The following is a 19612-nucleotide window of genomic DNA, read 5'->3' on the forward strand; positions in this document are numbered from 1 at the left end:
AAAGCCGACATGGTTCGAAAGCTCATCATCGTGCTGTTTCTCTTCTCGATCGCCGTCATCTCGTACGATAGTTTGCCGTATTTCCACTTTTCGGTCTACCGGCCGCTTTCGATGTTTTCGATGTTCGCCGCCTCGTTTCTGCTGCTGTTTACCGGCTATCGGTTCAAGACGGGCGATTATTTCCTGGTCGCGTTCGCGATGTACAGCGTCGCCCATTCGCTCATCGTCTCCGTGGGCTACGGAGACACGGGAAGCAGCTTCAAGCACGTCATAACGCTTCTGTTCGGGCTAAGTATGTACCGAACGTCGGTTTATATCGCGGAGCAGACGAAGGAAGATCCCGAATTGATCGGCTGGATCGCCAAGAGCCTGATGGTGGCGTTCATCCCGCCGCTCTTCGCCGGGTTCCTGCAGCTGATGGACTCGCTGGTCCTGCACAGCGGCTTCTCGATGCCGTTCACCGGGCTGTTCTCGGAGAAGGTGTACAAGGGCCGGATCCAGCTGCTGTCTGGCGAGCCGTCATGGGGCGCCATCCACATGCTGAGCGGCGGCCTGCTGATGTTCTTCCTGTACAAGCGCGGCTTCCGCAAGCAGCTGCCGCTCCTGATCGGCACCGCCGTGCTGCTGGTGCTGTCGTTCTCGGCGTACGCCTACAGCGTGCTGCTGACCGCGATGCTCATCTACGTGCTCATCGCGAACAAGAACCGCGGGAAGATGCTGCTCGTGCTGGGCGTCTGCGTGCTGGTCGTCGCCGTCGGCGTGCCGTATCTGCTCGAGACGTTCCACGTCAGCGGCTATTTCACCGAGCGGTTCCAGTTTAACTTCAATCACTTGATCAAGACGGACAACTCCATGTTCATCCGGGTTTATTTTCCGGCGATCGGGTTCATCGAGTTTGCGCAGCATCCCGTATTCGGCGTCGGCGGCGGGTTTTACTACCGGGAATTCGCGGATCTGCTGCTCCGGCATTTCAGCGACGGGCTGAAGTTCAAGGAAGTGGCCGATCTCGTATTCGACCGTCCGGACATGGCGACGTCGCGGAACCTGCTGGCCAAAGTATTCGCGGAGGAAGGATTGATCGGCGCGGTGCTGATCGGCGGCTTCATGGCCACGATCCTGAAGAGCGCCGGAAGGAGCCCGTACGCCAAGTTCGCGTTCGCGCTGTGCGTCGCGCTCGTCATGAATTTCGATTCCTATTCCTTCGTGAACTTCTGGCTGCTCATCGGGTTCATCCGCGGCGGGTTCTTCCAGGAACGGCCGGCCGTCCTCGCGGCCGCAACGGATACGCAGAGCATGAAGGGAATGAAACGGATCGCATGAAAATCGTCATCGTTAACAGTCTGTACACGCCGCATATCATCGGCGGCGCGGAAATCTCGACGCAAATTCTGGCGGAGACGCTCACGGCTGCGGCGGAGGTGCACGTGCTGACCGTCGGCCCGCAGCGGAAGCACGCGGGGACCGAAACGGAGGTCATCAACGGCGTCAACGTGCACCGGCTCCCGTACAATAACCTGTACTGGATCGGCGAAGGCGGCGGCGCCGGGACGCTGAAGAAGACGGTGCGCCGGCTGATCGACCTGTACAATCCGGTCCAAATCCGGACGGTGCGCGGGCTGCTCGAGCGGATCGGCCCCGATCTGATCCACACGCAGAACCTGTCGGGCCTCGGCGCGGCGATCTGGACGGCGGCGAAGCCAAACGTGCCGATCGTGCACACGCTCCGCGATTACTCGCTTCTCTCGCCGGTCAGCTCGCCGATCTCGAATCCGGCGCTGGCGCGGACGTACCAAGCGAGCTCCCGCGGCGTCAGCAAGCGGGTGGCCGCGGCCGTCGGCATCTCGTCGCACATTCTGCGGCGCCATACGGACGCCGGGCTGTTCCCGAACGCCGCGCGGCTGGTCATCCCGAACGTCGTGGACGGCGAGATCGCCGGCCAGGCGAAGGACTTCGACCGCAAGCCGCTGCGCCTCGGCTACTTCGGCCGGATCGAGCCGGAGAAGGGCGTCCGCGAGCTGGCCGAAGCGGTGCTGGCGCTGCCGCGGGAAGCCGTGGAGCGCGTCGTGATCTGCGGCGAAGGCGGCTTCCGCGAGAAGCTCGCGGAGCTGTGCGGCGGCGACGACCGGTTTCAGTTCACCGGCAAGGTGACGCCGAAGGAAGCGCGCGCGTTCATGGGCCAGGTCGACGTCACGTTCGTGCCGTCGATCTGGGAGGAGCCGTTCGGCCGGGTCATCATCGAATCGTACCAGGTCGGCACGCCGGTCTACGCCTCGGAAGTCGGCGGCATCCCCGACGCGGTCTGGAACCCGGCCTCGTACCTGTTCAAGCCGGGCAGCGCGGAGGCGATCAAGGCGAAGATCCTCGAGTACCACGCGCTGACGGGCGAAGAGAAGCGCCGGGTGCAGGCGGAATGCCTGAAGCACTGCGGCGGCTTCACGAAGGCGTCGCTGCTCGAGAAGCATCTCGGCCTGTACGCGGGCCTCGCCAAGCAGAGCGGCCGGGCGTTCGCCCTTGCGGCCGCGGACGGGAGGTAGCCGAGCATGGGCAACCCGACCGTGTACATGTGGCCCAAGCACAGCCCGGACAACAAATACAGCGAGCTGCTCACCCGCTCGATCGAACGGAACGGACTGACGGTCGAGCACTACGACCAGAAGGCGGCGTTCAAGCCGCGCAGGGGCGACATCGTCCACATGCACTGGCCGAGCAACTCGTATACGGCGTCGGCCTTCCCGCTGACGATGGTGAAATCGGTCTTCTTCGCCCTGCTGCTGCTGTTCTACCGCGCGAGAGGCATCCGGCTGTTCTGGACGGTGCACAACGTGTGGCCGCACAGCGGCAAGACGCGCTGGGACCGGGTCATGCGGAAGTTCATCCTGTCCGTCTGCCAGAAGGGCTTCGTGCTGAGCGAAGCCGTGAAGACGGAGGTTGCCGAGACGTTCGGCGTGTCGCCCGGCAAGCTCGTGGTGACGCCGCACGGCCATTACGTCGACGCCTACGCCAGCAAGGGCACCGACATTCGCAAGCGGTTCGGCATCGCGCCCGATACGTATCTGTACCTGTTCATCGGGCGGATCAACCCGTACAAGGGCGTCGACAAGCTCGTCGACGCGTTCGCGGCGCTCGGCGAGGCGAACAGTCAGTTGCTGATCGCCGGCAAAGTCGACAAAGGCTACAGCCTCGACTTCATCGACCGCGTGAACGACGGCCGGATCCATGTGTATCCGCAGTTCGTGGACGACCACGAACTGGCCGACTACTTGGCGGCGGCGAACGTGATCGTGCTGCCGTACAAGCAAATCTCGACCTCCGGCAGCGCGATCCTCGCGCTGTCCTATAAGAAGCCGGTCATCGCGCCGAGGCTCGGCGCGCTCGGCGAATACGTCTCCGACGGCTGCGGCATCTTGTACGATCCGGACGATCCGGACGGCCTGCGCCAAGCGCTTCGCGCCTCGATGGCGATGGACGCGAAGGAGACGGAGCTGCACATCGCGGCGAAGCTCCGGGAATTGGACTGGGGCCGGATCGCCGGCAAAATGATCCAGGTATATACCGGCACGAAGAGGTACGAGGTGAACGCATGAAAGCAAGCATAGCGATTTGCACGCATAACCGGGCGGCGGACGTGAAGGAAGCGCTCGTCAGCCTGATGAAGCAAAATTTCGACGGTCCTTTCGAGGTCATCGTCATCGACAACCGGTCGACCGACAACACGCGGGAGGTCGTCGAGGAGTTTCGCAAGATGGTCGATATCCCGGTCCTCTACGTCTACGAGGAGCGGCTGGGCCTGTCGGTCGCCCGCAACCGCGCGATCCGCGAAGCGAAGGGCGAGTACATCCTCTTCCTGGACGACGACGCGGTCGCGTCCCCGGACTGGATCCGCTGCATCGTGGCGCTGTTCGAGCTCGACAAGCGCATCGGCGTCGCCGGCGGCAAGATCGAGCCGGCCTGGGAAGGCAGCGAGCCCCAGTGGCTGCCGGAAGAGAACCGGACGCTGTACACGATTCTGGACTACGCGGACGAGATCGTGGAGATGAAGAAGCCGCACATCCCGTTCGGCGCCAACGTCGCGTTCCGCATGTCGGTGTTCGGCGAGACGGCGCCGTTCCGGGAAGATCTCGGCCGGGTCGGCAGCAACCTGCTGTCCAGCGAGGAATCCGAGCTCATCGAGCGGATCCGCGAGAAGTACACCGTGTTCTACACGCCGCACGCGTCGGTGCTGCACAAGATTCCCCGCAGCCGAATCAGCCGGAAGTGGCTGCTGCGGCGCATCTACTGGCAGGGCGTCAGCCGGGCGGTCTCCTCGAACAAGAAGTCGGGGCTTGTCCTGCACTCGCTCGTCAGGCTGCCGGTATTCGCCGTGCTTACGATCGTATTCGCCTACGACAAGCGGAAGATCTTCCGCAACGTCAGCAAATTATTTTACAACAACGGGTTGCTCAGAGGCGTGCTGAAGATGCACCAATGAAGCGATACGCGCAAGAAGGATGTCGAAGCCATGGGTAAACTGCAAGCCGTCCTGAAGCGGCTCGCCGGACGCGGATCGTTCAAAGCGATTCTGCACACCAGCGCCGCCAATCTGTTCATCATGGTCCTGAGCACGCTGACCTCGATCGTGACCGCGCGCCTGTTCGGCGTCGTGGGGAAGGGCGAATTCTCGGCCATCCTCTTCTGGCCGACGCTGCTGTCCGGTCTCGTCAGCTTCGGACTGCCGACCTCGCTGATCTTCAACATGCGGACGGACAAGCGCCTTGCGCCCGAGTTCGTCCGGGCCGGGTTCCTGTTCCAGATTCCCGTCAGCATCGTCGTCGGCATCGTCGCCTGGATCTTCCTGCCGATCTGGCTCGGCAACTATTCCGACGCCGTGGTCGAAACGGCCAGGTGGTACACCGTGCTGACGCTGCCGATGCTGCTGGCCGTCAATTTGCTGGCCGCGCTGACGCAGAGCCTGGACAAGTTCACCTTGTACAACGGGCTGCGCCTGTACGTACCGCTCTCCAATCTGGTCGGCCTGCTGCTGCTGTGGGCGATCGGCAAGCTGACGATTCCCTACGCGTCGATCGCCTACTGCGCGACGAGCCTGATGGTCATTTTCTGGGCGCTCTTCCGGCTGCGGCGCGAGCTGACCTTCAACTGGATCAAGCCGTTCAAGGACAAGCTGGTGTTCAGGGGACTGTTCGGCTACGGCGGCCGGGTGTTCGGCGTCGAGCTGCTCGGCACGCTGTACGGCCAGTGCGACAAGCTCATCATCCTGTCGCTGCTGACGCCGCGGGACTTCGGGCTGTACACGGTCGTCTACACGCTGTCGCGGGTGTTCAACGTCGTGCAGATGGCTATCTCGAACGTCATCTTCCCGAAGGTGACCGGCATGGACAAGGACAAGATCATCGCCACGGTCGGCCGGGCGTTCCGGCTTTCGTTCCTGCTCATGACCGCCGCGGTCGTGCCGGGCATGATCATCGGCCGCTTCCTGCTCGGCTTGCTGTTCGGCTCGCAATTTCTGGAAGCCGGCACGGCGTTCTACCTGCTCTCGCTCGAGTGCATTCTCGGCGGCGGCTCGTGGATACTCGCCTCGTCGTTCAACGCCATGGGCCGTCCCGGCCTGGTGGTGATCCGGCAAGCCGTCGCGCTTGCGATTACGGTCGGCCTGTTCTTCGTCTTTACGCCGCTGTACGGATTGAACGGCATCGCGTTCGCCCTGCTGCTCGGCGCTGTCATCCGGATCGTCATCACGATCGCGGCCATGCGGGTCGTGTTCAAGGTAAGAATCGCCGACATCGTGTTCGACAAAGACGATCTCCGTTTTCTCTTCAAGCGGTTCTCGCGCAGCATGCCATCCTAGAAGAACGGAAGGAATCGATGTGAAAAATAACGTGGCTACGAACAAACGGAAGCGAAGCGTCAAGGATTACGCCAAATACGGGTATCGCCTCGCGCTCGGCCTGTTGTTCCGGCGGAAGGTCGACCGCTGCGGAAGGCTGCTGCGGGTCGCGGGCGGCGTGACGGTCTCGAAGGCCAGGAACGCCAAGCTCATCATCGGCGACAACGTGCTGCTGTTCCGGAACACGGGCTTTTACCTGGATTCCAGCGAAGCGGTCATCGAGATCGGCGACCATACCTTCATTAACCGCAGGACCGAGATCATCTGCAAGAAGCACGTCAAAATCGGCAGCCATTGCGCCATCTCGTGGGACGTCGCCATCATGGATACCGATACGCACCGCATCGAAGGCATGTCGGAAACGAAGCCGACCGTCATCGGCGACCGCGTGTGGATCGGCAGCAAGGCGACCATCCTGAAGGGCGTGACGATCGGCGAAGGCGCCGTCGTGGCGGCGGGCTCGCTCGTGTCGAAGGACGTGGCCCCTTACGCGCTCGTCGCGGGGGTTCCGGCGAAGCCCATCCGGGAGAACGTGAGCTGGGAGATTTGAACGGGCCTGGTCCCGGAAGAGAGAAGATACGCCCACAGGAGAAGGAGACGGATTGATGGAAACCGTACAGTTCGCTCATCCGATGGATGAGCTCAAAAATCGGCTTCGGCACATTTTGAACGTGATCCCGCCGCATTCGAAGATTTACTATATCGATTACCCGGTGCACGGGAACGGCGGCGATCTGCTCATCATGAAAGGAACCGAAGCGTTTTTCAGGGATCACCGCATCCACGTTCAGGCGCGGTACAGCGTGCTGGATTTCCCGGACGGCCTCGCGATTCCGAAGGACCATATCCTCGTGCTGCACGGCGGCGGCAACTTCGGCGACTTGTATCCGGCGCACCAGAAGCTGCGCGAGAAGATCGTGGCCGACTACCCCGGGCACCGGGTGGTGATGCTGCCGCAGACGATCTTCTACAAGAGCCAAGCCGAGTTCGACAAGACGGCCGCGGTGTTCAACCGCCACAAGGATCTGCACCTGTACGTCCGCGACACGCTGTCCCAGGAGATGGCGAAGGCGCGCTTCAAGACCTGCCAGGTTCACCTGTCGCCGGACATGGCCCACCAGCTGTGGCCGATCCGCGCCAAATCCGCGCCGGACAAGGAGCTGCTCTGCTTCCTGCGCACCGACATCGAGAAGACGGCGGAGCAGGAACGGCTGGAGGCGTCCGGCAAGGGCGATTACTTGGACTGGGGCACGCTCTTCAACACCGTGGAGCACAAGTCCATCCGCGTGTTCAACAAGATGATGCAGAAGGGCAGCGGCAAGCTTCCGCTCAGCTCGTTCTGGGGCAAGTACACGGACTATCTCGTGAACAAGGCGGTTAACCGGTTCAGCAATTACAAGACGGTGCAGACGTCCAGGCTCCACGGCCATATCCTCTCGTGCCTGATGGACAAGCCGAACATTCTGCTCGACAACTCGTACGGCAAGAACGCCAGCTACTACCGCACGTGGACCGGCGGAATCGCCTCGGCGACGCTGATGGCGGATCCCGCGGGCAAATAGAATGGAGGAAGAATCGTATGAAAATCGTACTTCTTTCGGGCGGATCGGGCAAAAGGCTCTGGCCGTTGTCGAACGACTCCCGTTCCAAGCAGTTTCTGAAAATCCTCAAGAACGGCGACGGCAAGCTGGAATCGATGATCCAACGGGTCTGGGGACAGCTGGAGAATGCGGGACTGCAGCGTGACGCCTACGTCGCGACGAGCAAGCCGCAGGTCGAGATGATCTACAGCCAGCTGGGCAGCGAAATCAACCTCATCGTCGAGCCGGAGCGCAGGGACACGTTCCCGGCGATCGCGCTGGCGGCGACGTACTTGTACGCGATCGAGGGCGTATCGCTGAACGAGACGATCGTCGTCATGCCGGTCGATCCGTACGTCGAGGATTCGTTCTTCGAATCGCTGAAGCGGCTCGAGCACGTGCTCGGCCACTCGGACGCCGACCTGGCGCTCATGGGCGTGAAGCCGACGTATCCGTCGGAGAAGTACGGTTACATCATGCCGAACGGCGAGATCAGCGCCGAGCAGCCGTTCGTCGACGTGCTGAGCTTCCGCGAGAAGCCGCGCAAAGAGGACGCCGAAGCGATGATCCGGCAGCACGCGCTGTGGAACTGCGGCGTGTTCGCCTTCAAGCTCGACTTCCTCATCACCATCCTGATCGCGAACGAGCTGCCGATCCAATACGAGGAGATGCTGAAGCGTTACGGCAATCTGCCGAAAATCAGCTTCGACTACGAAGTCGTGGAACGGGCCAACCGCGTCGCCGCCATTCAATACGACGGGCCGTGGAAGGACCTTGGCACGTGGAACACGCTGACCGAGGAGATCGAGACGCCGCTGATCGGGAAGGGCATCATCACGGAAGGCTCGGTCAACACGCACGTCATCAACGAGCTGGATCTGCCGATTACGCTGATGGGCCTCTCCGACGTCATCGTGGCGGCGAGCCCGGACGGCATCCTCGTCGCCGACAAAGCGTCGAGCCCGCAGATCAAGGAAGTGATGAAGCATTCCGACCAGCGTCCGATGTACGAGGAGCGGCGCTGGGGACGGTACCGGGTGCTGGATTACATTCGCTACCCGAACGGCCGCGAAGTGCTGACGAAGCGGATCTTCATCTCGGCGGGCAAAAACCTGAGTTACCAGTACCACAGCCTGCGCGACGAGGTGTGGACGGTCGTCTCCGGCAGCGGGGACATGATTCTGAACGAGAACCGCTTCTCCGTCAAGGAAGGCGACGTCATCTCGATTCCGAAGGAAAACAAGCACAGCCTGCGGGCGGAGTCGGACATCGAGATCATCGAAGTGCAGACCGGCTCGCAGCTGATCGAAGAAGATATCGTGCGGCTCGAGCTCGACTGGAGCGAAATCGTGCAGCTCTGCCGCGTATAGCGAAAAAAAGCCAAACCAAAAGCCTATGCTTACGAAGTCGCGTTTTCATCGAAAACGCCAGCTTATGCTTACGAAGATGCGTTTTCAAAGAAAACGCTGAGGAGTGATCAGTCCATGAACATCACAGTCATCGGCACCGGCTACGTCGGGCTCGTCTCGGGCATCTGCTACGCGGAGCTCGGACACCGGGTCGTCTGCGTCGACAAGGATCTCGCGAAGGTCGAGACGCTGCAAAACGGGGGCATCCCGATCTACGAGCCGGGCCTGCAGGAGCTGTCGGTCAAGAACATGGCGGCCGGACGGCTGAGCTTCACGGGCGACCTGCGCGACGCGGTCGGCCAGTCGGAGTTCGTCATCATCGCGGTCGGCACGCCTTCGCTCCCGAACGGGGAAGCGAACCTCGCCTACATCGACGGGGCGGCGACCGAAATCGCCGAAGCGATGAACGGCTACAAGATCATCGCGGTCAAGAGCACCGTGCCCGTCGGCACGAACGAGCGCGTCGCGAAGCTGATCCGGAGCCGGACGCCGGAACGGTTCGACAGCATCTCGCTGCCGGAATTCCTCCGCGAAGGCTCGGCCGTCCAGGACACGATGCATCCCGACCGGATCGTGATCGGCGCCGATTCCGAAGCCGCGGCGGAGACGCTTAAGCAGCTGCACCTACCGCTGACCGACAACATCGTCGTCACGGACATCCGCAGCGCGGAGATGCTGAAGTACGCGTCGAACGCCTTTCTCGCGACGAAGATTTCGTTCATTAACGAAATCGCGAACATCTGCGAGAAGGTCGGCGCCGACGTGACCCGCGTCGCGGAAGGCATGGGGTTCGACAAGCGGATCGGCCACGCTTTCCTGAAGGCGGGCATCGGCTACGGCGGCTCCTGCTTCCCGAAGGACACGCGGGCGCTCATCCAGATCGCCGGCAACGTCGATTACGAATTCAAGCTGCTGCGCGCGGTCGTCGAAGTGAACCAGGATCAGCGGATGAGCGTCATCCGCAAGCTCGAGTCGATCTTCGACGGCGAGCTGCAGGGCAAGACGATCGCGATCTGGGGCGTGGCGTTCAAGCCGAACACCGACGACGTCCGGGAATCGCCGGCGCTCGAAATCATCCAATACTTGATCCGCAGCGGGGCGCATGTCAAGGCGTACGATCCGATCGCGATGAAGAACTTCCGGACCATGTACGGCGATAACGGCGTCATGTGGTGCGACGAGGCCCTCGAGGCCGCGGCGGGCGCCGACGCGCTCTGCCTGCTGACGGAATGGGAAGAATTCGTCCGGACGGACCTCGGACAGCTGCAAACGATTTTGCGCAAGCCGATTCTGATCGACGGACGGAACGTGTTCAAGGAAGCGGACGTGGCTGAAACCTCCTTCATTTATTACTCCATCGGCCGGCCGCGTTTGAACCAAGGCGTCAAGGAGGAATTGTCGGCCCTGATCAACTAAGGGCCCTTGAATAAAGGAGAACCGATCGTGAAAAAAAAGTTGGTGTGCCTGGCGGCGCTCGGCTTCCTCGCCGGTATGATTCCGGCGCATGTGCTCGGAGACGCCGTCCCGCCCGCCTATGAAATCGAAGTCGATTCCTTGCAGAACTGGAACGCGGTTTACGCCTACTCGCCGTCGCTCAGGCTGCAGAGCCTGCCGGGCGACGCCCGGGACACGACGCGCGTCGCCCCGAGCGGCGCGGCCGGCGAGTATATGAGCTACCGGACGAAGGAGAAGAGCTATCTGCGCTCCTTCTCGATCTACGCCTACTTCGGCGAGAGCGGCGAGCGCGTCCATCCGGTCGTCTCGATCTCGGCCGACGGGAAGACGTACAAGACGATCACGCCGGACATCCACGACCACGGCGGCGGCGCCGTCGTGTACGAGTCGCGGGCGTTCTCGGGCAGCACGCGGTTTCTGAAAATCTCCTTCCCGGGCGGGACGGAAGGGGTACCCGCGATCGGGAAGGTCGTGCTGAACGGTCCGTTCAGCGTCGGGGCCAGCGTCCCGTCCGGGAAGGTGTACTACGGCCGGATGATCATGCTGAACCGGTCGGAAGCGGGCGAGACGGTCTATTACACGACCGACGGCAGCGACCCGCGCAGCTCGAAGACCCGGAAGCACTATTTCTCGCCGATCCCGGTGCTCGGCAGCATGACGCTGAAGACGACGGCCGTCAAGCATTCCGGATCGGGCCAGTCGGCGGCCGGCCAAGTGTCGACCTACCGGTACGACGTCACGACCCCGGCCGCGGCGCCCGCAGGACTGATCGACCAGCTGGACGGCTTCAAGCAAAGCGCCGGCCGCTCCAATCTGTACATCGCGAAGAACGATCCCAGCTACTTCGACAACGACGCCGGCCGGATCGCGCGCACCGGCGCGGGCCAAGGCTACATCGTCTACCGGACGGAGTACGACATTGCGTCCTTCACGGTGTACGGCAGCTACTTCACGGGCGTGCCGCTCGAGGATCAGCGGTTCTACGCTTCGCCGGACGGCAAAGCCTACACCGAGGTGCGGGCGGAAGACGCGGCGGCCGGGTACCCGCAGAGCAACTGGCAGCCGTACGCCTACGAGGCGACGGCGCTGCCGAAGGGCACGCGGTACTTGAAGATCATGCTGAACGGCGCGGCGAATACGTGGTCGCCCCAGGTGACGAAGGTCGTGTTGAACCGCAACACGGCATCGGTTCGACTGGCGTCGGCGGTAACCGGCGGGACGGCCAAGGTCGACCTCTCCTCGGAGACGCCGGACGCGCGCATCTATTACCGGTTGAACAAGGGGTCCGACTTCATCCCGTACGCGTCGCCGCTCGACCTCGCGGGCTATAACGTCATCGAGACGTACGCGGTCAAGGACGGCTTCGTGCCGAGCCCGATCCGCAAATACACGGTGAACGCGAGCAGCGACGTCGCGATCGACAAGTACGGACAGATGAAGAAGGCCAGCTTCTCCGGCAAGGTGACAAGCGAAAGCCAGCTGGCCGCCGACGCGAAAGCCGACGCGGCGTATTACGGAAGCTTGCAGGCGCCGGCCGGCCGCGACGGCTACGGCGGCTTGGCCGGCAGCGCGGCCAAATACGGGCTGAAGGCCAAAGGATTCTTCGCCATCCAGCAGCTGAACGGCCGCAAGGTCATGACGGCGCCGAACGGCGACCTGTACTTCAGCCTGGCGGTGAACGGCGTGACGCCGAACGAGACGTACACGAAGGTGAAGGGCCGGGAGCAGAAGTTCGAAGCCATCCCGCCGTACGAGGGCGAATTCAAGAACGCGTACCTCGGGGAGGACAACTTCTCCTTCTACATGGCCAACGTCTTCCGCAAGACCGGCAAGTTCCCGACCGAGCATTCCGTCTATATGACGGCGGTCGACCGGCTGAAGAAGTGGGGCTTCAACGGCGTCGGCAACTATTCGCCCGAGAAGTACGGGGAAGACGGCACGATGCCGTACGTGCGGATGCTGCCGCTCAGCACGATGAATTGGGCCAAGCTGAAGGGAATCGCGATCTTCGACATTTTCGCGCCGGACGCGGAAGCAAGGCTCGACGACGCGTTTTCCAAAACGCTGACGCCGCATAAGGACGATCCCATGCTGATCGGCTACTTCATCGACAACGAATACGACTTCCACAAGTTCTATTCGGACGTGCCGAAGCTGAAGGCCAGCAGCGCCGCCATCAAGGGGAAGCTCGTGCAGCGGCTGGCGGACAAGTACGGAACGGTGGCGAAGTTCAACGCGGCCTGGGGCACGAACTTCGAGTCGTTCGCCGACGCGCGGGAAGCCGAACTGACGGTCAAGACGTCGGCGTCGTGGGCCGACATGGACGATTTCTACGCGTACTATCTCGATACGTTCTTCGGCACCGTCTCGCGGATCTACCGCAAGTACGACCCGAACCATTTGCTGCTCGGGGACCGGTGGATCACGTCGACGTTCCATAACGAGAAATACCGGGCGCCGCTCGCGAAGGCGGAAGGGAAGTACGTGGACGTCCTCAGCATCAATTACTACAGCTACAAGATCGAGACCGATCTGCTGAAGGACGTCTACGAGGAATCCGGCGGCAAGCCGATCCTGCTCAGCGAATTCGGCTACGGCACGGGCGAGCAGGGACTGCAGCCGCTGCTGCCGAACTCGGCGACCAACCAGTTCCAGCGCGGCATGCGGTACCGCAATTACGTGGAAGGCGTCGCGACGCTGCCTTACATCGTCGGCACGCACGTATTCAACTACGTGGACCAGGCCGGCCTCGGCCGCTACTGGCAGGACGAGTGGGGCGAGCATTACAACTCCGGGCTCGTCAACGTCGCGGACCGTCCGTACAAGGATTACTTGGCGGGCGTCATGGTGACGAACGACGACATCTACAAGGTGATGCTCGGGGAGCGGCCGAAATTCTACTACGATTTCAACAAAGGGTGAGCTGCAATGGTCGATTCGAACGGCAACAATCTCGTCTTTCTGCTCTGCACGCCGAGAAGCGGAAGCTCCTTGGCGACGGTGATGCTGCAAAATCACGGCAAAATGTTCGCTACGCAGGAAATGTGGTTTCTGATGAGCCTCCGCGACTTGCAGGCGCCGCAGCGCCGGGCGTACGGCGGCACGGGCATCATCAGCCAATTCTACAACGGCGTGCTGCCGCAGGCCGCGTTCGAGGACGCGTGCCGGGCCTTCGCGCTGGAGGCGTACAACGGCTTGCTGCAGAGCAGCGAGGGAGCGGAGCTGGTCATCGACAAGTCGCCCCGGTATTACTATATGCTGGAATTTCTGGACGCGCTGTTCCCGCTGTCGAAGCGGATCTGGCTGATCCGCAATCCGTTCGCGGTGCTCGCGTCGAACAAGAAGGTGGGCCGGCAGCGCGGCGATGCGTTCGATTTCGCGGAGGCGCTGCGGCAGCCGGCGCTGGAGATGAAGACCGTCGATCTGACCGTCGGGCTCTTTCGCTACTATGATTATTTCGCCAAGGACCATCCGTACGCGCACCGGCTGCACTACGAACGGCTGGTGACCGATCCGCGCGGGCAGCTGGCGGAGACCTGCCGCTTCCTCGGCCTGGAATACGAAGAGGGCATGGAACGGTACGGCGATCGCATGCACACGGCCAAGTCCGAGCTGTACTTCAGCATGGGCGTCGGCGACCCGTTCGTCGCGGACCACAAGGCGCCGAACCGCGATTCCGTGGACCTCTGGAAAGAGGTGCTGGACAAGCGCGAAATCGAGCTGTACGGCCGCGCCCTCGGCGCCCGCCTCTTCCGCGATCTCGGCTATGCGGAGGAGCTCGCGGAAGCGGAGAAGCTGACCGGCGCGCGGTTCGGGGACGAACCGGACGCGGAGCTGCTGGCGCTGCGAACGCGCCAGCTGACCGAAGCGACGGGCTGCGTCTGGACGCCGGGCTACGCGCTGAAGGCCGAACCGCTTGCGGGCGGCCCGGCGGCGGCGCGGCAGCCGGCCGCGAAGGAAACGGACGCGAGCCGGGCGGAGACGGTCCGGCTGCAGATGCGGGTGCGGGCCCTCGAGCAGCGGCTGCAGCTCGGCGCGATGGAGCAGCGGCGGCTCAAGGCGAAGCTGGACGCGACGAGCCGCAAGATCAACCGGCTCAAGTCGCTCATTCCGTTCGGCAACCGGCTCTCGTCGCTGGCGTCCGCTTATCTGGGCGGCGGAGGCAAGAAATGAGCGCGATCGCCGGGCTGCTGCGGCTGGACGGCGGGACGGCCGGCCGCGAGGAAGGCGCCGCGATGATGGCGGCCATGGAGCGGTACGACGCCGACGACGTCGGGACGTGGACGGACGGCCCCGTCTTCCTCGGCTGCCGCGCCAAGTGGATCACGCCGGAATCCGTGCATGAGCGGCTGCCCTTCCACGACCCGGCGAACGGGCTCGCGATCGTCTCCGACGCGATGCTCGACAACCGCCGGGAGCTGTTCGGCCTGCTGGACGTGCCGCAAGGCTTGCGCGCCGGCATGCCGGACGGCGAGCTGATCCTGCTCGCCTACCGGAAGTGGGGCCGGTCCGCGCCGGAGTACCTGATCGGCGACTTCGCCTTCGTCCTCTGGGACGAGACGAACCGGCTGCTCTTCGGCGCGCGGGACCTGCTCGGCCATCGCTGCCTCTACTACAGCCAAAGCGGCGGGCGGTTCGCCTTCGCGACGGCGATGGCGCCGCTGCTCGCGTTGCCGGGGGCGGCGAAGGCGCTGAACGAAGCCTGGCTCGCGGAGTTCATGGCGATCCCGGAAATGTACGAATCCACGGACGTCGGCGCCACGCCGTACCGGAACGTGCACCAAGTGCCGCCGGCGCACGCCGTCGTCGTCGCGGACGGCCGGGTGTCGCTCTTCGGCTACGGCTCGCTCGAGCCGAAGGAGATGCTCCGGCTGAAGTCGGACGGCGAGTACGAGGAGGCGTTCCGCGACGTGTTCCGGGAAGCGGTGAAGTCCCGGCTCCGGACGCATCGCCAAGTGGCGGCGACGCTGAGCGGCGGCCTCGATTCCGGCGCGGTCGCGAGCTTCGCGGCCCGCGCGCTGCGGGACGAAGGCAAGAGGCTGCATACGTACAGCTACGTGCCGGCGGGCGACTTCGAAGATTGGACGCCCGCGAGCGCGACGGCGGACGAGAGCCGGTACATGAAGGCCACGGCGCGCCACGTCGGGAACATCTCGGACCGGTACCTGGATTTCGACGGCATCAGTCCGATGGCCCAGGTCGACGAATGGCTCGACATCCTGGAGACGCCGTACAAGTTCTTCGAGAACTCGTTCTGGCTGAAAGGCGTGCACGAGCAGGCGGCCGGGCAGGGCGCGGGCGTGCTGCTGACCGGGGCGAGAGGCAACTTCACGGTATCGTGGGGCCCCGCGGTCTACGTCTATGCCCGGCTGCTCCGGGAGATGAAATGGCTGCGGCTGATGCGGGAATTTCAGCTCTACCGCGCCAACAAAGGCATCGGCGGCTCGCGGCTGCTGTCCTTCATCTGCCGCGAGGCGTTCCCGGCGCTCGGCAGGCGCGGCGGCGGGGAAGCCGGTCCCGGCATTCCGGAGCTGCTGATCCATCCCGACTTCGCCCGGCGGACCGGCGTGTTCGGCAAGCTGCGGGACAACCGCATCGGCCCGAACGGCACGCTGATCGACGATCCGGTGGAAGTCCGGAAGGAGAAGCTGAAGAGCCTGCCCGTCGGCAACAAGAACGGCGCCTCGGCGACGAAGCTGTCCCTGCGCTACGGCGTGTGGGAGCGGGACCCGACCAGCGATCCACGGGTCGTCCGGTTCTGCTTCTCGGTGCCGGTCGAGCAGTACGCGAAGGGCGGCTTTGACCGCGCGCTCATCCGCCGGGCGACGAAGCATTATTTGCCCGACGAGGTGCGGCTGAACCAGCGGGTGCGGGGCATCCAGGGCGCGGATTGGGTCCACCGGATCCTGCCCGCCTGGGCGCCGCTCGAGCGGGAGCTGCGGCAGCTGTGCGCGGATCCCGCGGCGGAAGCGTACCTGCACACCGGGCGGATCCGCGAAGCGCTGGACGCCCTCGGCGGCGCGCCGCGCCCGGAGCACGCGTTCCGGCCGGAGCTGCGGATGCTGATGCGCAGCCTCATCATCTACCGGTTCCTGAAACGGTTCGCGTGACCCGGACTACATGAAGGGAGGTGAAACGAATGGCAAAGAAGGAATGGACGATTCCGACGCTGGAATCCCTCGAAGTCAGCGAGACGATGTACGGCAAAGGCAACACGACGATCGACTACGTAACGACGGACGACATGGACATCTACAACCCGAGCTAAACCCGCATCATACTTAAGAATGTCGACGAATGTCCTTGTATAATCCGTGAATGGGTTATATAAGGACATCTTCTTCATTCCGGCGAAAAGGAGCTGAACGGCATGATATCGGCATTGCGGCAAACGGCTTACGCGTACGCGGCGTTCGGCTTGCGCTTCGCGAGCGAGATTCCGCTTCCCGAGCTTTCCGCGCCCGCGTACGGCGGCGAAGGGGAGCAGGCGGACGTCACGATCGCGTACGGCGCCGTCGACCGGCTGGAGGACGAGCTGGACGCGGCCGGCAGCAATTTCTCGCGCATCGGCAACCGGTTTCTCTTTCTGATTCCGGAGACGGCGTTCTACAGCATCGAAGACGGAAACCGCATCACGGTCTCCCCGCTTCCCGGCGCGGATCCCGAGAAGGTGCGCGTCTATCTGCTCGGCACGTGCATGGGCGCGCTGCTGCTGCTGCGCGGCGTGCTGCCGCTGCACGGGAGCGCGGTCGAAATCGACGGCAAAGCGTACGCGTTCGTCGGCGATTCCGGCGCGGGCAAATCGACGCTCGCGGCGGTGTTCGGCGACGAGGGGTACCGGCTCGTGAGCGACGACGTCATCGCGGTGACGCCGGACGGAGCGGGCGGCCGACCCGTCGTGGCGCCGGCTTATCCGCAGCAGAAGCTGTGGCGCCAAAGCCTCGAGCAGCTCGGCATGAACGCCGAACGGGAGCGCTTGAAGCCGATCTACCGGGAAACGACGAAATTCGCCGTCCCGGCGTCCGCGCGGTTCTGCGAGACGTCGCTGCCGCTTGGCGGGGTGTTCGAGCTGCTGCCGGCGCAAGTCGGCGCGATCGCGATCCGGCCGCTGCCGAATCTCGAACGGCTGCGCGTCCTGCTGCTCCATACGTACCGCAACCGGCTCATTCACCGGCTGGGGCTGGCGCAATGGCATTTCAAGACGGCGGCGGACATCGCCAATCATACGGACTTGCATCAGCTGAGCAGGCCGGTCGAAGGGTTCACGGCCCGGCGGCTTGCGACGGCGATCTTACACACGATACGAGAAGGAGAGCGACGGCAATGACGCATTTATCCCTGGTAGAACAAACGGTGGTTCAGTCGGCGGGCAGCGTGGTCAGCGACATGAGCGGCGAGAAGGTGATGTTCAGCATTAATTCCGGGAAGTATTACAACCTCGGCGCGGTCGGCGGACGGGTATGGGAGCTGATGGCTTCGCCGATTCCGGTCAAGCGGCTCGTGGACGAGCTCGTGGCGGAATACGACATCGACCGTTCGGCCTGCGAGGAGCAGGTGACGGCATTTCTGAAAAACCTGCACGGGGAAGCGCTCATCGAGGTGCGGAAAGGTGAAGGGTAAGCTGGCGAAATTCTGGTCGCTGCCGCTCGGGAAGAAGCGGCTGATGGCGGAAGCGCTGCTCTACCTGGGGCTTGCGCGCATCCTGAAGGCCTTGCCCTTCGCGCGGATCGCGCCCTCCCTCGGGCGCCGCATGCAGGAGACGCCCCTCGCGCACGAGCCGGCCGACGAGGCGGCGATCCGGCGCGTGGCGCAGGTCATTCAGACGATGAGCCGCCATACGTTCTGGGAAAGCCAATGCTTGGTGCGGGCGATCGCCGCCAAGAAGATGCTGGAGCGGCGGAGCATCGCGAGCACGTTGTATTTGGGAACGGCGCGGGACGCCGAAGGGAAGATGATCGCGCACGCCTGGCTGCGCAGCGGACCCTTCTACGTGACCGGCGCCGAGGAAATGGGACAGTTCACGGCCGTGGCCTCGTTCGGAACGGCTAAACGCGCGGAGAGGATGGAAGGTGCCTGATATGGAACACGATTGTACGCTGGATTTAAGCGCTTTTCCGGAGGAACTACACATCATGCTGGCTTTCATGCGGTCGGATGCCGAAGCGCGGGAGCGGCGATCGGACGGGCCACCGGTGCCGCACATCGATTGGAATCAATTCCTGGCGCTTGTCCGGCATCACCGGGTCTACCCCCAGCTGTACGCCCGGCTGAAGGCCAGCCAATTGATTCCGGCCGATGTGCTGCAAGCCCTTCATGGCGATTTCATGCGGAATACGTTTCAAATGCTGCGGCTGAGCGGAGAGATGGAGCGCGTCTGCGCCGAGCTGCAGGAACGCGGCATCCGGCCGATCGTGCTGAAAGGGCCGGTGCTTGCGAAGGAGCTGTACGGCGACCTCTCGCTGCGCACGTCCAAGGACCTCGACGTCCTCGTGCCGATGGAGGACGTCGAAGCCGCCGAGGAGCGGCTGCTCGGGCTCGGCTACCGAAGCGACGGCGGCGCGCCGCGCGTCTTCAACTGGAAGTGGAAGGTGCATCATATCTCCTTCACGCATCCGGAGACGCGCGTCCAGGTGGAGCTGCATTGGCGGCTCAATTCCGACATGGGCAAGGAGCCGCCGTTCGAGGAGCTGTGGCGCCGGAGCCGGCGCAGCCCGCTCTCGAAGCGGGACGTGCATCTGCTCGGCGGCGAGGACCTGTTCATGTACCTCGTCTCGCACGGCGCGCGCCACGGCTGGTTCCGGCTGCGCTGGCTGGCCGACATCGACCGGCTCGCGCGACTCGGCCTCGATTGGGGCATGCTCGCCGCGATGATGCGGCGCTACGGCTGCCTGCAGCTCGGCGGCCAGGCGCTGACGCTCGCGGCCGCGATGTTCGGCACGCCGGTTCCGCCCGAGGCGGCGCCGCTGCTCGCGGGCGGCCACCGGCGCGAGCTGGCGGAGCGGTCGCTCTATTTCATTCAGGATATGGTCTCGTTCGCGCCGGCCGACAAGGAGCTGGACCGCGTGTACAAGCGATACTTGTACGCCCTGAAGACGAGGCGGCAGAAGTCGGTGTATTTGATCAGCCAGCTGTATCCGAGCTTTCGGGACACGGAAGCGCTGCCGCTGCCGAAGCCGCTGTACTTTCTGTATTTCCCGCTGCGGCCGTTCGTCTGGCTGTGGCGTCAGGTGAAGCAGGGGGCTTGAGCCGCCTCGCATCCCGAAATTCCCTTATATTGCAAATTTCGG

17 protein-coding genes are annotated in these 19612 nt (G+C 63.5%); all 17 read left to right on the forward strand.

All coding sequences use genetic code 11. From position 1 onward, the window contains the following. Positions 1–9: 9 nt before the first annotated feature. The 17 genes from BMZ79_RS00505 to BMZ79_RS00580 all read left to right on the forward strand — a co-directional run bounded on the left by BMZ79_RS00505 (position 10) and on the right by BMZ79_RS00580 (position 19570). The gene (locus BMZ79_RS00505; RefSeq protein WP_090635659.1) at positions 10–1320 is read left to right on the forward strand and encodes an O-antigen ligase family protein; all 1311 of its coding nucleotides are present in this window, start codon (positions 10–12) and stop codon (positions 1318–1320) included. Then, positions 1317–2534, forward strand: a complete 1218-nt coding sequence (locus BMZ79_RS00510; RefSeq protein ID WP_090635660.1) for a glycosyltransferase family 4 protein — start codon at positions 1317–1319, stop codon at positions 2532–2534. Before BMZ79_RS00505 ends, BMZ79_RS00510 begins: the two co-directional genes overlap by 4 nt. A 6-nt stretch (positions 2535–2540) precedes the next feature. Next, the gene (locus BMZ79_RS00515) at positions 2541–3584 is read left to right on the forward strand and encodes a glycosyltransferase family 4 protein (protein WP_090635662.1); all 1044 of its coding nucleotides are present in this window, start codon (positions 2541–2543) and stop codon (positions 3582–3584) included. Beyond that, positions 3581–4468, forward strand: coding sequence for a glycosyltransferase (locus tag BMZ79_RS00520; RefSeq protein ID WP_090635664.1), 888 nt, complete (start codon positions 3581–3583; stop codon positions 4466–4468). Before BMZ79_RS00515 ends, BMZ79_RS00520 begins: the two co-directional genes overlap by 4 nt. Before the next feature lie 30 nt (positions 4469–4498). Further along, on the forward strand, positions 4499–5842 hold the full coding sequence (locus tag BMZ79_RS00525) for an oligosaccharide flippase family protein (protein WP_090635665.1): 1344 nt from the start codon (positions 4499–4501) through the stop codon (positions 5840–5842). 19 nt (positions 5843–5861) lie between these two features. Beyond that, positions 5862–6431 carry an acyltransferase gene (locus tag BMZ79_RS35465; RefSeq protein ID WP_305728336.1) on the forward strand — a complete coding sequence of 190 codons (570 nt, stop codon included), beginning with the start codon at positions 5862–5864 and terminating at the stop codon, positions 6429–6431. Positions 6432–6486: 55 nt separating this feature from the next. Next, positions 6487–7443 (forward strand): polysaccharide pyruvyl transferase family protein, encoded by a 957-nt coding sequence (locus BMZ79_RS00535; protein ID WP_090635666.1) that lies wholly within the window; start codon positions 6487–6489, stop codon positions 7441–7443. A 17-nt stretch (positions 7444–7460) separates the two neighbouring features. Then, complete coding sequence (locus tag BMZ79_RS00540; RefSeq protein ID WP_090635668.1) at positions 7461–8831, forward strand: sugar phosphate nucleotidyltransferase; 1371 nt, start codon at positions 7461–7463, stop codon at positions 8829–8831. Between the two features lie 114 nt (positions 8832–8945). Next, the gene (locus tag BMZ79_RS00545) at positions 8946–10286 is read left to right on the forward strand and encodes a UDP-glucose dehydrogenase family protein (RefSeq protein WP_090635669.1); all 1341 of its coding nucleotides are present in this window, start codon (positions 8946–8948) and stop codon (positions 10284–10286) included. Positions 10287–10313: 27 nt separating this feature from the next. Further along, positions 10314–13247 carry a chitobiase/beta-hexosaminidase C-terminal domain-containing protein gene (locus tag BMZ79_RS00550; protein ID WP_256252489.1) on the forward strand — a complete coding sequence of 978 codons (2934 nt, stop codon included), beginning with the start codon at positions 10314–10316 and terminating at the stop codon, positions 13245–13247. Positions 13248–13253: 6 nt separating this feature from the next. Further along, positions 13254–14498 (forward strand): sulfotransferase family protein, encoded by a 1245-nt coding sequence (locus BMZ79_RS00555; protein WP_090635671.1) that lies wholly within the window; start codon positions 13254–13256, stop codon positions 14496–14498. Further along, entirely contained in the window at positions 14495–16435 is a 1941-nt protein-coding gene (locus BMZ79_RS00560; RefSeq protein WP_090635673.1) for an asparagine synthase-related protein, read from the forward strand. Before BMZ79_RS00555 ends, BMZ79_RS00560 begins: the two co-directional genes overlap by 4 nt. Before the next feature lie 29 nt (positions 16436–16464). Continuing rightward, positions 16465–16593 carry a paeninodin family lasso peptide gene (locus tag BMZ79_RS33485; RefSeq protein ID WP_143088857.1) on the forward strand — a complete coding sequence of 43 codons (129 nt, stop codon included), beginning with the start codon at positions 16465–16467 and terminating at the stop codon, positions 16591–16593. Between the two features lie 102 nt (positions 16594–16695). Continuing rightward, positions 16696–17652, forward strand: a complete 957-nt coding sequence (locus BMZ79_RS00565) for a phosphoenolpyruvate carboxykinase (ATP) (protein WP_090635674.1) — start codon at positions 16696–16698, stop codon at positions 17650–17652. Then, the gene (locus BMZ79_RS00570; protein WP_090635676.1) at positions 17649–17945 is read left to right on the forward strand and encodes a lasso peptide biosynthesis PqqD family chaperone; all 297 of its coding nucleotides are present in this window, start codon (positions 17649–17651) and stop codon (positions 17943–17945) included. Before BMZ79_RS00565 ends, BMZ79_RS00570 begins: the two co-directional genes overlap by 4 nt. 43 nt (positions 17946–17988) lie before the next feature. After that, the gene (locus tag BMZ79_RS00575; protein WP_090637023.1) at positions 17989–18402 is read left to right on the forward strand and encodes a lasso peptide biosynthesis B2 protein; all 414 of its coding nucleotides are present in this window, start codon (positions 17989–17991) and stop codon (positions 18400–18402) included. Between the two features lie 67 nt (positions 18403–18469). Next, a complete protein-coding gene (locus BMZ79_RS00580; RefSeq protein ID WP_256252490.1) occupies positions 18470–19570 on the forward strand; it encodes a nucleotidyltransferase domain-containing protein in 1101 nt (366 codons plus the stop codon). Positions 19571–19612 lie beyond the last annotated feature (42 nt).

Source organism: Paenibacillus sp. UNC496MF (genome assembly GCF_900113915.1).
In the GTDB taxonomy this organism is placed as follows: domain Bacteria; phylum Bacillota; class Bacilli; order Paenibacillales; family Paenibacillaceae; genus Paenibacillus_Z; species Paenibacillus_Z artemisiicola.